The sequence below is a fragment of the Pseudomonas silesiensis genome, from assembly GCF_001661075.1.
Lineage (GTDB): Bacteria > Pseudomonadota > Gammaproteobacteria > Pseudomonadales > Pseudomonadaceae > Aquipseudomonas > Aquipseudomonas silesiensis.
In genome coordinates, this window is sequence record NZ_CP014870.1 from 1,749,591 (window position 1) to 1,764,898 (window position 15,308).

A 15,308-nucleotide genomic window follows, 5' to 3' on the forward strand; every position below is an offset into this window, starting at 1 on the left:
GTTATCGCCCCGGCATGCGAAATCGGAAGGGATCGATGCCATGGGTCTGCTGGTTTTTCGCTTTGCGGGCTTCGTCAGGCGGGCGGATCATTTGTACCGTGGTGCTGCCATCCTTGCCGGAGTACACCACTGCGCTGACACCACCCTCCAGGTAGCTGGCAATCGTGGCGAGGTTGATTTCGACCAGTGCGCCACTGACGCCGGTATTGCCCAGGCGCCGACCGATGTCGTAGCCCTCGTCGACATTGCCCAATTCGATGCCGGTGCCGTCGGTGTTGAGGCCGTGCAGCGCGTGGGTGAGGGCGATTTCGCCATTGATGTTGTCAGTGCTGTCGTAGAACACGCGCACTGGTTTGTCACCGTCAGGCAAGGTTTCCAAAGCTTGTTGCCAGCCCGCTTGCAAGGCCTTGGCCTGGAGTGCAGGCTTGAGCAATTTGCGGTTTTCGTCGTGCATCGGGACTTTGATCGGGCGGTGCAAGTAACCCAGGATCGGTGCCCTGTCGAACTCCTGGACTTGATGGTTGGCCCAGCGAACCGGGAGCCATGGGGAGGGTTCGAAGTGGCCCGGGCCTCGGTTGCTCAGGGTTTGCCAGAGGGTGGGGAGTTGGGATTGCCAGTAGGTGGAGGACATGGTGCCGGGACCAGTCGGATTCTTGATTCCTTCGGCACGTTTGGCGTCTTCATATACATGTCTGAACAGCGGTGAATGCTTCCAATAAAAAGCCCACAACTTACCCATGTCGGTATTCTTGTTTTGGTTGTCTTCGGATTCCTTGGTGGCAAACGGACGGATATAACGGTCTACACGATCTGAACGCGTGACCAGCAGGCCAGTCACGCTGGTGTACACCGTCGGTACGACCTGAACGGACTGCAACCCTGGTGTGCCCGCTACTCGATAGCCATTTCGAGTGATGTCACCGTCCTCGCTCACGATCAATGCCTGCGGCACCATGGGATTGTCATCGAAGAATTGGAATAATCGTTCAACCATGCTTTGGGCATGGGTGGTGTTGTCCGCGTCTTGCCACAGGAACAGTGTGACTCCCAAGGTGGCGGCGTTGCGTCCGTCCAGAATGTTTGCGGCGGCCCCCGTATCTTCAGGCTGTTTTGGCGGTGCAATCGCGAACACCGGGATCGGCCAATAGGCGACCGAGTCGCTGGCCGAATTTGTGAATGCAACTCGAACATTAATATCGTAGGTAATGCCTCGCGAGGTCACTGAGGCGTCGTAATCCTTGGGATCTTGCGAATATATAGATGTAAAATTGTTGTTTGTTTTTTTGATTTCTCGCCATATCGAAGATTGATGCCAATCATCCACTGCCAGCCCTACTCCCCGTATTTCCACCGAATAGGTGCGCTCACGCGTGGCAGTTTGCTCGGCTGAGTCAGCGGTGACTATAGTTCTGTAGGCTGAGAGTTGTTCCTTTTCATAGACTACCTGCTTGGCAAACCAATGCCCGCTGTAGGCCAATACCAAGCCACTCAAAACACTCACGACTCCCCAGCGCATAAAAGTACCCATTTCCTTTGGTTTCAGATCTTCAGCTGGCGTTATGTAAATGACGAACAGCAAAAAACCCAACAAAACGGCTATCAGTATCGTTATTCCCCAGAGGTAGCCTTTCAGGTTAGGTCGCTGTGACTTGTTCTGTTGACGATCCCTCATTGGCCTGTTCCTATTTCCAGGTTGCCGGAGATCAGGTTCGGCGGCGTCAACGACACCAGATCGGTGGAAGGGAATGTGCCTTCTTGGTAATACAAATAGCAGGCCTTCACCAACGTCCGTGTCTGCGCAGTCAGGCGCGACCATCCCTTCATCTTTTCAACCTCATAGAAGTATCTTTTTTTGTCCATTTTCCAATCCGCAATCGCCACCAACACCTCACGCATCACCGGATCATCCAGACACTTCGCCTGCCCAATCGCAATATCCATCGCCGTCACCCAACGATGGTTTTCCGGACTGCGCAATACCGCGGAGTGATAGCTGTTTTCACTCAACTCATCAGGGTCGACGTCCATGCGGGCACGGATTTCGTTGGGCGTTTCCTCGCGTTCGTAGCGGTAGTGATCTTTGGTTTCGAGCAACGCAATACCGGACACTGCTGTGCGGCGGAAAGCGTGGGTCTGGTCGTCCGGTTCTTTGCCCTGGTTCCAGCGGGCGCGTACGACTTCCACGTCGATTCGATCGGAAAGGTTCTGCACAAATACCCATTTGAAGGTCGCGCTGGGGTTGCCCAAAGCGGCGTTTTGCGAGACCGCGTCGGCGCGGTCCTTTCCTGATTTGTGAGTTGAACCGGTCACGGCTTCGCCGCCGAACATCTGTGGCGCATGAGGCGGGTGCAGTTGTTCGGCATTGATGTTGCGTGCCTCGCCTTGGCGGATCGGTGCTTGCGAAGCCATCGCTGCCGCTGACCAGCCACCGGGATAGCGGGGTTCCCCCTTGACTCGGGTGAAGTCCGGTTGCGGAACCTTGCCAACGAGCACGGGCTCGCCGTCGCGCTGGCGCTTGGTCCACAGGCGTTGATAGAAACGCATGGATTGCAACGCGGTCATGGCCGGCTCGCCATTGCGCAGCACATCCGGTACACCGTATGTCCCGATGCCTTGCACATCATCCAGCGCTACGGTGGTGTCGTCCGGGCAGAAGTACAGATAAACCTTGCCGCGATTGTCGCGCTCGGGAAATACCACGGTTTTCCCCTCAGGCCCCAAACGTTGCCCCTGTTCAGGTGACCATCGCGGGCCGGTACGACCGCCATATCCCGGTACGCCACAACGCGCGGCGCTCAGGGGCGGTTGCGCATGGGGTGATTGGGTGATCTGCTGCACAAGGTTAATTAGCACTTGCAGCGTCTTGGAATCTTTCGGCGTCGTACCTGGCAGCACCGAATAGGGCGAGGCCACCATGATTACGCAGTCGGCGCAGCGCTCGCCCCGATCCACCAGCATAGCTTGAGCGAGCAAGGTGATCAGCGTGCCCTGGCTGTGCCCCATGATGGTGATGGTTTCATCAGGTGAGACGCGGCGGATCTCACTGACCAGCATCGCCAACCGGGTCGCGGCCAGCACGAAATAACGCCGGTTCGGTCCCTTACCCATGTACAGGGGGTTAGGCATCGTGGGTTGGACCAGATGGCGCACCCATTTGGCAAAGCCCTCTTCGTACATCTCCAGCAGGTTGTTGGTGGCGTTGGCAAAAAAACCGCCGCCTTTGGCGAAATGACGATCAAGGCGATTGCCAAATTTGTCTTGAAATTGATCTCGCAGCCTGGCTGGATCGCCATTTTCATCGCGCATTATCTCGCCGGGTTCGGCCCTGTAACCCCAGTAAAAAGGGATGAACAGACTGCGGACTTCAGAGGAATCCGAATCGCGTTGATAAAGGTAGGTATCGGGATCGTCGAGTAGTTGCCTTTCCTGATCTTTCCACGCTTCCCTAGGCGTACTGTTAGCCTGATTGTACTTGGCCCCATACCGCCCAGCCCTAAGATCCGGCCGATCCAACCGCTCATTCACCCCCTGACACAACCCCGTCTCCACCGACTCATACGCCGCCCCCGGATCATTAACGCCATGCAGGAAAATCACCACTCCAGGCAGGTCGCCTGGGACTTCCAGCTTGCGCTCGGTGGTGCAGTTCGGAATCAAGCGGAAGATGCTCTGTGCCACGGTGTGAAAGCTCGACTCGCTCATTGATTCTCTCCCTCCGGGCCGTTTTTTCGCTCGGCATTAACCCGGCCCTGATGCATCACCTCTCGCTCCACCCTCTGCGTCAAACCTGTTGCATCCGTAAGCCCCTGCACCACGCTGCCATCTCCCAGCTCGATCTGATACGCGTGGTCTGCTGCCATTCGGGGGCTATCATCGGCGTGTCCCGGATAGTGAAAGGCCAGGCGTTGCGCCGCTGGATCACGGCTGAAGGAAGGGATGGAAACGCTGTCGGTTTTCGGCCCGACCCAGTCATGGTCGCTGGCATGCACCATGACCTTGTCCTGGGTGCCAATCTCGATGCCGCCACCAATCTTGATGTAGCTGCCGTCGTCGGCCACCAAACGAATGGTGGGGGCGGTGACGACGACTTCACCTTCGGTGGCCGACAGGTGCAGGTTCTTTTGCGCATTGAGCGCAATGTCATTCTCCTGGGCTTGCACGAGCACCTTGCCCCGATTGGCGATGGCGCTGATGCCTTCATCTTGCGCAAACGCCGAAATCCCCTGGCCCGCGTTCAATCGCATGGCCGCACCGCTGGTCAATTGCAGGTGGTCCTGAGCCGTTGTGTCGTGGTTCTCACCGGCGTAGTGCACTTGTGATCGCGGTGTTGCGCTGGCGATGCCAGCCTCGGCCGTCATGGCGAGCAGCGGGTCGCCCGAACTGTTGCTCTCGGGTGCAGGCCATTGAGTCAACGACTGGCGCAGCGTGTCGATGCCTTGGCTGTCGACCCGTTGGCTACCACGGGCGGCGGCGGTCTGGCCGAGCGACTGGAACAGTTCGCCGCACTCGCTCAGCAGCTTGAGCAATTCTTCGCGGTCCAACTGCGAACCCTGCGCGCCATGACGGGCATAGGTGGTCAATAACATGCCTTGGGCCGCTCGAAGCGCGATGGCCGCGTCGGTGCGCAGTTCGGCGCCATTGCCACGGGGCCGGGCTTGTCCATCGGTTCTGGGCGTGGTGAGTTTGCCCAGATTGAGCGCGGTGGCGTGATGGGTCGTGCCCAGGCGGGCGCGCAATGCGCCGGGAGTATCGTCGAAGAGTAACTCGTTGAAGCCGTTACCCTTGTGTTCCCGGGTCTGGATGCCCGAGAGCGTTCGATTGCCCGGTAAACCCGTGGCGTTACTGAAGCGCGGCGGTAAATGGTCAGCGTTATAGAGCACCGAAGTGACCAGGGGACGGTCGATATCGCCGCCGAGGAAAGTCACCAGGACTTCCTGGCCGATGCGCGGCAAAAACTGATGACCGAAACCGGCGCCCGCACTGGGCATGGCAACCCTTAGCCAGGTGGTGCCGGGTGCAGGATCTTGCCCGCGCTGCCAGTGAAAGCGTACTTGTACCCGCGCCAGCGCATCAGTGAAAACTTCCTCTCCTTCAGGACCCACCACGATGGCGGTGAGCGGCCCCGAAATCGTCGGGCGAGGAGTGCTGATCGCAGGGCGATACGGAATTTTATGGCGCACGCACACGAAGCTATTATTGTAGCCCGCCGGCTGATTCGACAGGTAGTTGTTACTGCCTAGGTGTTCGACGCTCAGCAACAGGAAATGGCGATCTGCAATAGGGTCACGGTCATGATCGAAGTGCTGGGTCAACTCGAAGGTGTAACCCGGCAGCATGGCGCGACAGTTGCTGCTGCCCCGAAACGTCTTGCCCTGTACTTCCATGGCCTCCAGTCGATGACGCACCAGCGTCTCGCCATCCGCGGGAACCGCGTGGCTGTAATGGCCGGGAAAGTCGTAGATTTCGTAAGGCGGGACCTCGCCCTGGACGTTGATGCTGGGCATGCTGACCGGCAGTGGATTTCGCGGTTGCCTGTAGTCGAATGTCTGGATGGCCATACGCCCGGACTGCAAGACCCGGTTGCTGCTCCATTGCGTGATGGCATCGGCTGTCTCGGTGACCGAAGCGCTGTGGTAGCGGATCTTCGGTTGCTGCGGTAACGGCTCGAGGTTGCGGGAATGGTCGGTGATGATCAGTTGATGACCTTCCTTCGAGTGATCGAAGTAGAAGAACAGTCCTTCACCTTCCAGCAGGCGCAAGACGAAATCCAGATCGCTTTCGCGGTACTGCGTGATGTAGCTGTGGGTCTTGAGCGCCTGGTCCAGACGGAACTCGAAACTGGGCAGCGCCTCAGAGTGGGCAAACACCGTGCGAATGATGTCTTCGATGGTTTGCTCTTGGAATATCCGTGAGTCATAGCGTCGCGACAACATCCACAGCCAGGGACTTAATGTCGCGCTATAACGCGCCAGCCCACCGTCACTGCCTTGCAGGCTGAAACGGCTGATGTAGCCATGAATATAGCGGGCCCCACCGGTCGCCAGTTCAATGGCCAGCAACGCGGGTTGTCCTATCAGCGACTTGAGTTCCAGCTGCGCATCCTGACTGATCAGCGACAACTCGAAACTGAACAGGGTCGACAATCCTTCAGTCCCGGAAAATCGCTCCAGTAGCAGTTCATGCTCACCCCTGGCTGGGGTAGTCAGTGTGATCAAGCGCCGGTTCTGTGGCGCAAATAGTGTTGTTAGTTCCATTAACAAGTGTCCTACGGCATAAGCAACCGGTGTCGATCCATGAGTGGTGCACGTTGAGCTCACGGCGAAATACAAACACGGGAATTAAGACGCTTATGAAATAGCTTGTATGTAGGACGCTTCCTTTTTTAACAAACTGAGCAGCGAGGGCGATTGATACATCGCTGCCGCGAGCCGTCGCACACAGGGGATAGGCAGCAAACACAGCGTTCCGGGTGACGCAAGTCAACGGTGGGAGCCTGCTCGCGAAAGTAGCCGCGACCGGCTTCCGGCGGATCGCGGATCACCGTCCGTCTACCCGATAGCACCTCGTTCACGGCGTTGTTTCCAACCAGTACGGCCCAGATTTGCTGGACCTCACCTGTGAGGTGCGTCATGGCTAACGAATCAACGTTCCAGGGTGGAACACCCAATACCGACCCCACCAGGCCCATGCCCGGTACCGATGAGACAAACATGGATCAGGATGCACCGCCCGGCATGGACCCGACCCGGGACCCAACCGGCGCGGACGCTGATCGACCGGAAGACTGGATGGACCCGACAGCGGATGAGGACGTGCCACCGGCGGATGAGCCTACTCCGCTTTCCGATGACAGGCGATAAACAGAACCCGGCCAGTGTGCCGGGTTTTTTGTTTCCGGCAGTTTCACCGCGTCATCGTTCATCGCTGGCAAGCCATCACAAGTTTCGGGTTGATCCAAATGGTGTGCTCGACACAAATCCTGTGGGAGCTGGCTTGCCAGCGAAGGCGCCAGACGCATCACCGCCAATAAACGATCAGATACGCGCCCCCTGAATCACCACCACCCGCCGCTCCAGATTCAACGCCAGCACACTGATCAGCACAATCGCCGACCCCATGAACACCATCAACGTGGGCTGCTCTGCCAACGCAAAAGAAGCAATCCCCATGGCAGTGGGTGGAATCAGGTACAGCGTCATCGTCGCCCGGCTCAAATCCACATGCGCCAGCACATACGCCCAGGCCAGGTACGCCAGGGCGCTCGGAAACACGCCCAGTCCGATCACCGCCATTTGCACATCGACCGGCGCTGCGGCCACCTTGCTTGCCAGACCCGGTAGATAAACCAACAGCAACAGCGTCCCGAACCAAACCGTGTAACACACCAGGGTCAACCCGTCGTAGCGCCGGGCATGCTGTTTCTGCAGCGCAAAGTAAAAGCTCCAGGACAGCGCCGCCAGCAGAATCAGCCCGCCGTGGCCGTTTATGCCGCCCAGTCCGTGATCGCCAGCCACCACTATCACCACGCCAAGTAAACCCAGGACAACACAGCCCCAGCGCCAGGCCGTCACCCGGTCCTTGAACACGAAGCGCGCCAGCAGCGTGCTGAACAGGGGCGTTGATTGCGCCAGCACACTGGACGCTCCGGCGCTGACACCCTGCTGGCCGAAATTCAACGCCACGTGGTGCAGGCTGACCGCAAAGAAACCCAGGGCCAGCAGCAGCGGCAGATCGCCAAGGCTCGGCAGGCGGATACCGCGGATCAGGGCGACGACGCCCATGAATACCGAGGCCAGCAGAAACCGCAGCAACGCCAGATGGCCCGGATCATAGGCTTGCAAACCGATATGAATCCCGGTCGGGGAATAGCCCCAGCAAGCGACGACGAACGCCATCGCCAGCACGATCTTGATGGGGGAGGGGGAGACGGCGGTGAACGCTTGCATGGTCGGATACCTGTGGGCCTGTGCACCGAGTATCGGAATTCGAACCGTTCACCACAACTGACTTATACTGCGTTAATTGTTCACTTTGGGTGATGTATGGAGCTGGCGCAGATTCGTATGTTCAAGACCGTCGCCGACGTCGGCAGCATTGCCCGCGCCGCCGAGTTGTTGCATTGCGTGCCGTCGAATATCACGGCACGGATCAAGGCGCTGGAGGCGGAGCTGGGGGTTGCGCTGTTCCTGCGCGAGGGCAGGGGGTTGCGAATCAGCCCGGCGGGGCAGACCTTTCTCGCCTACGCCGCGAAGATGCTTGCCCTCGCGGCTGAGGCCAAGCGGGCGCTCGATCCCGCCGCGGAGCCGTCCGGTCCCTTGCGCATCGGCGCCATCGAGTCCTCGGCCACGGGGCGCTTGCCGCGCTTGCTGGCCAAGTTCCACAAGCGGTTCCCCAAGGTGGCGCTGGAACTGACCACGGGCCCCTGGAGCCAGCTGCTCGATGACACTTTCAACCACCGGCTCGACGGCGCCATAGTCGCGGTGGATGTCGAACGCTCGCAACTCAAGCGCACGCCGATGTACCGCGAGGAGCTGCTGCTGATTGCCTCGACGTCCCTGGGGCCGGTGCGTGATATCGCCGATTTGCAAGACAAGACCGTGTTCATGTGGCCACAGGGCTGCCCCTATCGGGCGGCGCTGGAGCATTGGTTGTTGCGCCAGGGGCAGGCGTTGCCGATTGTCAGCCTGGCCAGTTACGGCGCGATCGTCGGCTGCGTCAGCGCCGGGGCCGGTGTGGCGCTGGTGCCGAAAGGGGTTTTCGACCAATTCGCCAAGGGGGCCGGCTGCGCGGGCTATGAATTCCCCGACCTGACCGCCATCGACAACCTGTTCTACTGGCATGAAAACGCCGGGGTTCACCCGGCGCGAGAGGCGTTTGTGGCGATGTTGCGCGAGGAGTTCGCTTGACCTCCCACAGGGATGTGTGCGTTTTGATGATTACATCGTACTCACATCCCGCATCAATAACCCGAACCGCAACTCCACCGCATCCGGAATCGGCACATACACCGTATGCCCATCCCCCGGCGCCACGTCGATCGGTTCGCCCCTGATGTTCTGCAGCTGATGCAGATCGAAGTGGAAGTTGCCCTTGGGCGTCATCAGTTCCATGTGATCACCCAGGCCGAACCGGTTCTTCACCTTGACTTCGGCCAGCCGGTCGCGCCGCTCGCCGGTCAATTCGCCGACAAACTGTTGCCGTTCCGACACCGAACTGCCGTGCTGGTAGTTCTGATATTCGTCATGCACATGCCGTCGCAAAAAACCTTCGGTGTAGCCGCGTTGCGCGAGGGATTCCAGATCCGTCATCAGGCTGCGGTCGAATGCGCGACCGGCCACCGCATCGTCGATGGCCCGGCGATACACCTGGGTGGTCCGCGCGCAATAGAAATGGGATTTGGTCCGGCCTTCGATTTTCAGCGAATGCACGCCCATCCGGGTCAGGCGCTCGACATGCTGCACGGCGCGCAAGTCCTTGGCGTTCATGATGTAGGTGCCGTGCTCGTCCTCGAAGGCCGGCATCAGTTCGTCCGGTCGATTGGCTTCCTGCAGCAGGAACACCTGATCGGTCGGGGCGCCGATGCCCAGGGTCGGTTCAGGCTGGAAGCTCTGGACGATCTCGCCAAGTTGATTTTCCGTGGCCGGCTGTGCCGAATATTTCCAGCGACAGGCATTGGTGCAACTGCCCTGATTGGCGTCGCGCCTGTTCATGTAGCCGGACAGCAGGCAACGGCCGGAGTAGGCCATGCACAGCGCGCCATGGACAAACACCTCCAGCTCCATGGCCGGGACCTGCTCGCGGATTTCGGCGATTTCTTCCAAGGATAGTTCCCGGGACAGGATGATCCGGCTCAAGCCTTGTTGCTGCCAGAACTCGACACTCGCCCAGTTCACCGTATTGGCCTGCACCGACAGATGGATCGGCATCTGCGGGAAATGTCGGCGTACCAGCATGATCAGACCCGGATCGGACATGATCAGCGCGTCCGGCGCCATGGCGATCACCGGTTGCAGATCCGTGAGAAAGGTTTTCAGCTTGGCGTTGTGCGGGGCGATGTTCACCACCACATAAAAGCGCTTGCCCTGGGCCTGGGCCTCGCGAATGCCGAGGGCCAGGTTGGCGTGATCGAATTCGTTGTTGCGCACCCGCAGGCTGTAGCGCGGCTGGCCGGCGTACACCGCGTCGGCGCCGTAGGCGAAGGCATACCGCATGTTTTTCAGGGTGCCGGCGGGGGCGAGCAGTTCAGGGGGTACAAGGTTCATTGAGGTGTCGATCGCAAAAGTCGACGAGGGTAATCGGCTTGCCCGCGGGTTTCATTGATCTGGATCTATGCTTGATGAACAAACGGATGGCACTCGCGCGAACCGTGGCGGACTAAGCATCAGGATGGCTCTTGAGTGTAAGAGCAGGCACCCTTGCGGACTGACATGGATCGGACATGAACGAAGAGAAACTGCAAAACAAGTCACTGGTGATCCTGTTGGGACTGGTCACCGCCGCGTTCATCTGGATTTTGCTGCCGTTCTACGGTGCGGTGTTCTGGGCTGTGATCCTCGGCATCCTCTTCGCCCCCCTGCAGCGCCGCCTGCAAGCGAAGTTCGGCTGGCAACGCAACCTGACGTCGCTGCTCACCTTGGGCATCTGCCTGGTGATCGCGATTCTGCCGGTGATCATCCTTGGCTTTCTGCTGGTCCAGGAAGGGGCCTCGGTTTACCAGAGAATAGAAAGTGGCGAACTGGATATCGCCGGGTATGTGACACATTTCAAACACAGCCTGCCGCCGTACTTCCAGCACTTGCTCGATCGGTTCGGGGTCGGTGAATTGGACGGTCTGCGAGAGAAAATCATCAAGAGTGCGGTGACAGGCAATGAGTTTATCGCCACCCAGGCCTTCAGTTTCGGTCAGGGCACGTTCGATTTTCTGGTGAGCTTTTTCATCATGCTCTACCTGCTGTTCTTTTTTTTGCGCGACGGCGCCGAACTGGCACGTAAAGTTCGTTCTGCCGTACCGCTGCAGGAGCACCAGAAACGGCGTTTGCAACTCAAGTTCAACCGCGTGGTGCGGGCGACAGTCAAAGGCAACCTGCTGGTGGCAATTACGCAGGGTGCACTGGGTGGTTTGATTTTCTGGTTCCTGGGTATTCCGAGCGCATTGCTGTGGGCGGTGCTGATGGCGTTTCTATCGCTGTTGCCGGCGGTGGGGGCGGGGATCGTCTGGGCGCCGGTGGCGGCGTTTTTCCTGTTTGCCGGAGCGATCTGGAAGGGTGTGGTGCTGGTGTTGTTCGGGATTTTTGTGATCGGCCTGGTGGATAACGTGCTGCGCCCCATTCTGGTGGGCAAGGACACGAAGATGCCGGATTACCTGATTCTGATCTCGACCCTTGGCGGCCTGGCGATCTTCGGCTTGAATGGCTTTGTCATCGGGCCGCTGATCGCCGCGCTGTTCATGTCGAGCTGGGGCATCTTCATCGAAACCAAGCCGCGGGTGCAGTTGCCTTAAGCGCTGAGTTGCCCCTGGCCGATGCGTTGCGACAGTGCCAGGGCGTCCGGCAACGAGGTCAGTGGGCCACTGATCGCTTCGCCGTCCTGCACCAGGTACCAGCAGGCGAGCAAGCCAAGCGCTCTGAGCGGTGCGGGAACGGCGCTGCCGATAACGGACATGATCTGAACCTGTGACATAAGTACCTCCATCAATCTGTGGAGTTACCTTACGGACCCGATGGCGGAACGGACAATCAACGCTTTCGATAGTGGTCATTGACGCCAATGAGTCTTGGCTTCAGTCGACCACCAGATCCAGCATATGGACCACTTCCTGCTCGTTGAGCAGGCCTTTGCGCACCAGGTTTTCCGCCAGCAGCGAGAGGAACTTGGCGCTGCGATGGCCTTCCAGGTGCTTGAGTTCGGTCAGTGCGTTGTACACCTTGCTGGAAGTGCACAAGCCGACGATGCGGTGCGGGTTTTGCGTGGGCATGAGGTCGTCCTTGTTATTATCAACCTGTTGTTTTTGGACAGATTCAGCGTGTGAACCTGACATGAATATGACCGTTTTCCCCAAGCGGGGGGAAGGGTGGCGAGTCAATCTTGCCAACTTGCACCGCAAACACTGTCCCGACAGCGACCTTGAGGCGATTTATCCAGACCTGTACCGACAAACGGCCACGAAAAAGGCCTGTAGGAGCAAGCTCGTTCCTGCATTACCAGCGGCCATAACCATGGGGAGGGCCGTAGTAGCCGCGCGGTGGGTAGTAACCACGGGGCGGGCCGTAGTAAACCGGTGGCGGGGCATAGTAGACCGGTTGCTGAATGTAGACCGGTGCCGGCTGGTAATAAACCGGAGGCGGTTGTTGCACGTACACCGGTTGCGGCTGCACGTAAACCGGCTGCTGCACATAAACCGGCCGGTTGCTGTTGATGATGGCCGAACCGACGATGGCCGAGCCGACGATCGCACCGAATACCGCCGGACCCTGCCAACCGTGGCCGTGGCCGCCGCCTGCCTCTGCCTGCCCTGTGATAGCAAAAGCACCGATCAGCAAGGCCACTATGGGGATTTTACGGATCATGATAATTCCTCGGCTCTTCGACCCGGCGCCTGGCTCTGCGATAGACCCAGGGATTGTCGCGGGGATACTTCTAAGACAGCGTTTTTTTGTAAATCAGCACAGCTTTTGGGTAAATTTTGTGTAAGGTCTGTACGGCTTTTTACCGTCGTGCGCTGTCACCGGCAGGTACGCGAATATGATCGATCAGACCGGGTGGAATGGCTAATCCCGTCCATCCGATAGTGCCATCGAAGGAGATTCACATGCAGATGAACCCCAACAAAGACACCCAGCTGTGCATGTCCCTCTCAGGGCGCCCTGGAAACTTTGGCTTGCGATTTCACAATCATCTGTACGAACAACTGGGCCTGAATTTTTATTACAAGGCCTTTAGCAGTCAGGACCTGCCCGGTGCCATCGCGGGCATTCGCGCCCTGGGGATTCGTGGCTGCGGCGTGTCGATGCCGTTCAAGGAGGCCTGCATCGAGCTGGTCGATGAGCTGGACGCATCGGCCGCGGCCATTCAATCGATCAACACCATCGTCAACAGCAATGGTCATCTCAAGGCCTACAACACCGACTACATCGCCATCGCCCAGTTGCTGGAAACCCACCAGGTGCCCACGGCGTCGACCTTCGCCCTGCGCGGCAGCGGTGGCATGGCCAAGGCCGTGGCCAGCGCCTTGCGTGATGGCGGCTACACGAAGGGTCTGATCGTCGCCCGTAACGAACGCGCCGGACGTACCCTGGCCGAGTCGCTGGGCTTTGAATGGCAGGCTGAACTCGGCGCGCAGCGTCCGCAAATGCTGATCAATGTCACGCCGATCGGCATGACCGGCGGGCCGGAAGCCGATCAACTGGCGTTCGACGCTGACGCCATTGCCGCCGCCGAGACGGTCTTCGATGTGGTGGCGATTCCTTCGGAAACACCGCTGATCGTGCGCGCTCGCGCTGAAGGCAAGCGGGTGATCACCGGGCTGGAGGTGATTGCGATCCAGGCGCTGGAGCAGTTTGTGCTTTACACCGGTGTGCGGCCGACGGTTGAGCAGTTTCAGAAAGCGGTGGAGTTTGCCCGCAGCTGAGCCTTCAATTCATCTCGTTGGCTGTGCCGGCCTCATCGCGAGCAAGCCCGCTCCCACAGGGATCAGCGTCGTCCATACCTTCAGTCATCGACGCATAACCCTGTGGGAGCGGGCTTGCCCGCGAAGAGGGCGGCACATTCAACGTCGATGTGACTGACAGACCGCTTTGCCGAGCCGGCTTCGCACCCACAATTTGATCTTCGTTCTCAGGCTACTCGAGGCGTGCCAGACGCTCTTCGAGTGCGGCGATCCGTGCCTCCAGCTCTTCGATTCGCTCGACAGACACACCGCCGGCAGCACCACGCTCCACCGGATTGCTCCGCGCCGCCAGAATCACCTCGATATCCGCCGGATCCCCCAGCGCATGCATGTAGCGATCTTCACGCTGCCCCGCCTGGCGCGGAATCAACAGCGCCAGACCGCGGGCGATCAACCGTTCCAGCTGATGCACCACCTGCTCGGTGTCTTCGAATTCATGCATGCGGCCGCTGCGGGTCAGCAGTTCATTGACCGTTTGCGGGCCGCGCAAAAACAGCAAGCCGCTCAGGATGACCTGGGCCGGCACCAGTTCCAGCGCCTTGTCGACCCGGTGCTCCCAGCGATCGGCCCGGCTGCCCATCACCAGCCGGGTAAAACCGCGGCCTTCAAGGGCGCGCAGGCTCTGGCCGACCTGGCCCTGGGTAAGGTTCATCACCGGTTCGCGGCTGGTTTTCTGGTTGCAGGCGATCACCAGGGCATTGAGGGTCAGCGGATAGGTTTCCGGGCTGGTGGCCTGTTTCTCGATCAGCGAACCCAGAATGCGGATTTCCGTGCTGCTGAGGCGCGGCTCGTCGATAGTGGTTTCTTGCTCAGTGCTCATCGCGCTTTCCCTATGCAGTCGAAGCATGCAGTCGAAGGCGCCTAGCGTAATCCTTGCTGGATAAAAGACAAGTCGCAGGAGCGTCGCGCATGGCTATAATCGGCCCACATTTACCTCCTGTCACAACATGAGACTGCCATGACCATTTCCCTGTACGACGCTTCCGTTCCAGTATTCAAGCAAATGCTCAACGCCCTGAGCGATGTGCTGAACAAGGCCGAAGCCCACGCCACCGCGAAAAACATCGATCCGAACGCGTTGCTGCAAGCCCGCCTGTACCCGGACATGTTCCCGCTGGTACGCCAGGTGCAGATCGCCGTTGATTTCGCCAAGGGTGTTTCCTCGCGCCTGGCCGAGATCGAAGTGCCGAAGTACGACGACACCGAAACCACCTTCGCCGAACTGCAAGCGCTGATCGCCAAGGTCCTGGCCTACATCGGCGAGATCAAGCCTGAGCAGATCGCCGGCAAGGAAGGCATCGAGATCGTCACCCGTCCGGGCACGCCTAAAGAGAAGCGTTTCACCGGCCAGGCTTACCTGCTGAGCTACGGTCTGCCGCAATTCTTCTTCCACGTCACCACCACCTACGCCTTGTTGCGTCATAACGGTGTGGAAGTGGGCAAGCGCGATTACATGGGCGCGTTCTAAACCCCCCCGAATACAAAAAAGCCCCCGCAGCCTTAAGCTGCGGGGGCTTTTTAATAGGTGCGCATTATTCAGCTTCACCTCAGATCCTGTGGGAGCGAGCTTGCTCGCGATGGCGGACTGTCAGCCAACATCAATGTTGAATGTCCTGTCCCCATCGCGAGCAAGCTCGCTCCC

The 15,308-nt window shown here is 59.1% G+C and carries 14 protein-coding genes; 5 read left to right on the plus strand and 9 right to left on the minus strand.

Features of this window, described 5'->3' with window-relative positions; translation table 11 throughout:
• Nucleotide 1: 1 nt before the first annotated feature.
• The 3 genes from PMA3_RS08005 to PMA3_RS08015 are packed head-to-tail and all read right to left on the minus strand — an operon-like array spanning nucleotide 2 to nucleotide 6,260.
• Nucleotides 2-1,672 carry a type VI lipase adapter Tla3 domain-containing protein gene (locus PMA3_RS08005; protein ID WP_064676652.1) on the minus strand — a complete coding sequence of 557 codons (1,671 nt, stop codon included), beginning with the start codon at nucleotides 1,670-1,672 and terminating at the stop codon, nucleotides 2-4.
• Entirely contained in the window at nucleotides 1,669-3,702 is a 2,034-nt protein-coding gene (locus PMA3_RS08010) for a T6SS effector phospholipase Tle3 domain-containing protein (protein ID WP_064676653.1), read from the minus strand. The genes PMA3_RS08005 and PMA3_RS08010 overlap by 4 nt, the downstream gene beginning before the upstream one ends.
• A complete protein-coding gene (locus tag PMA3_RS08015) occupies nucleotides 3,699-6,260 on the minus strand; it encodes a type VI secretion system Vgr family protein (RefSeq protein WP_064676654.1) in 2,562 nt (853 codons plus the stop codon). Before PMA3_RS08015 ends, PMA3_RS08010 begins: the two co-directional genes overlap by 4 nt.
• Nucleotides 6,261-6,629: 369 nt before the next feature.
• Between PMA3_RS08015 and PMA3_RS08020 the strand changes: the two genes are divergently transcribed.
• Nucleotides 6,630-6,860 carry a hypothetical protein gene (locus tag PMA3_RS08020; RefSeq protein WP_064676655.1) on the plus strand — a complete coding sequence of 77 codons (231 nt, stop codon included), beginning with the start codon at nucleotides 6,630-6,632 and terminating at the stop codon, nucleotides 6,858-6,860.
• Between the two features lie 174 nt (nucleotides 6,861-7,034).
• On the opposite strand, the gene PMA3_RS08025 is transcribed toward PMA3_RS08020, so the two are convergent.
• Nucleotides 7,035-7,946, minus strand: a complete 912-nt coding sequence (locus tag PMA3_RS08025; protein WP_064676656.1) for a DMT family transporter — start codon at nucleotides 7,944-7,946, stop codon at nucleotides 7,035-7,037.
• A 96-nt stretch (nucleotides 7,947-8,042) separates the two neighbouring features.
• Between PMA3_RS08025 and PMA3_RS08030 the strand changes: the two genes are divergently transcribed.
• A complete protein-coding gene (locus tag PMA3_RS08030; RefSeq protein ID WP_064676657.1) occupies nucleotides 8,043-8,906 on the plus strand; it encodes a LysR substrate-binding domain-containing protein in 864 nt (287 codons plus the stop codon).
• Nucleotides 8,907-8,936: 30 nt separating this feature from the next.
• On the opposite strand, the gene trhP is transcribed toward PMA3_RS08030, so the two are convergent.
• Entirely contained in the window at nucleotides 8,937-10,262 is a 1,326-nt protein-coding gene (trhP, locus tag PMA3_RS08035; protein WP_064676658.1) for a prephenate-dependent tRNA uridine(34) hydroxylase TrhP, read from the minus strand.
• Nucleotides 10,263-10,438: 176 nt separating this feature from the next.
• Between trhP and PMA3_RS08040 the strand changes: the two genes are divergently transcribed.
• Nucleotides 10,439-11,500 (plus strand): AI-2E family transporter, encoded by a 1,062-nt coding sequence (locus PMA3_RS08040; RefSeq protein WP_064676659.1) that lies wholly within the window; start codon nucleotides 10,439-10,441, stop codon nucleotides 11,498-11,500.
• Here PMA3_RS08040 and PMA3_RS08045 read toward each other — a convergent pair.
• The 3 genes from PMA3_RS08045 to PMA3_RS08055 form a co-directional block, all read right to left on the minus strand.
• Complete coding sequence (locus tag PMA3_RS08045; RefSeq protein ID WP_064676660.1) at nucleotides 11,497-11,679, minus strand: hypothetical protein; 183 nt, start codon at nucleotides 11,677-11,679, stop codon at nucleotides 11,497-11,499. The genes PMA3_RS08040 and PMA3_RS08045 overlap by 4 nt on opposite strands.
• A gap of 100 nt (nucleotides 11,680-11,779) precedes the next feature.
• The gene (locus tag PMA3_RS08050; RefSeq protein WP_003179723.1) at nucleotides 11,780-11,974 is read right to left on the minus strand and encodes a hypothetical protein; all 195 of its coding nucleotides are present in this window, start codon (nucleotides 11,972-11,974) and stop codon (nucleotides 11,780-11,782) included.
• Nucleotides 11,975-12,197: 223 nt separating this feature from the next.
• Nucleotides 12,198-12,566, minus strand: coding sequence for a hypothetical protein (locus tag PMA3_RS08055; protein ID WP_064676661.1), 369 nt, complete (start codon nucleotides 12,564-12,566; stop codon nucleotides 12,198-12,200).
• A 242-nt stretch (nucleotides 12,567-12,808) separates the two neighbouring features.
• On the opposite strand from PMA3_RS08055, the gene PMA3_RS08060 reads away from it, so the two are divergent.
• Nucleotides 12,809-13,627: a shikimate 5-dehydrogenase gene (locus PMA3_RS08060; protein WP_064676662.1), complete on the plus strand. Its 819-nt coding sequence runs from the start codon at nucleotides 12,809-12,811 to the stop codon at nucleotides 13,625-13,627.
• Nucleotides 13,628-13,838: 211 nt separating this feature from the next.
• Here PMA3_RS08060 and PMA3_RS08065 read toward each other — a convergent pair whose 3' ends face one another.
• Entirely contained in the window at nucleotides 13,839-14,486 is a 648-nt protein-coding gene (locus PMA3_RS08065; RefSeq protein WP_064676663.1) for a YceH family protein, read from the minus strand.
• 138 nt (nucleotides 14,487-14,624) lie between these two features.
• Between PMA3_RS08065 and PMA3_RS08070 the strand changes: the two genes are divergently transcribed.
• A complete protein-coding gene (locus tag PMA3_RS08070) occupies nucleotides 14,625-15,134 on the plus strand; it encodes a DUF1993 domain-containing protein (protein WP_064676664.1) in 510 nt (169 codons plus the stop codon).
• Nucleotides 15,135-15,308 lie beyond the last annotated feature (174 nt).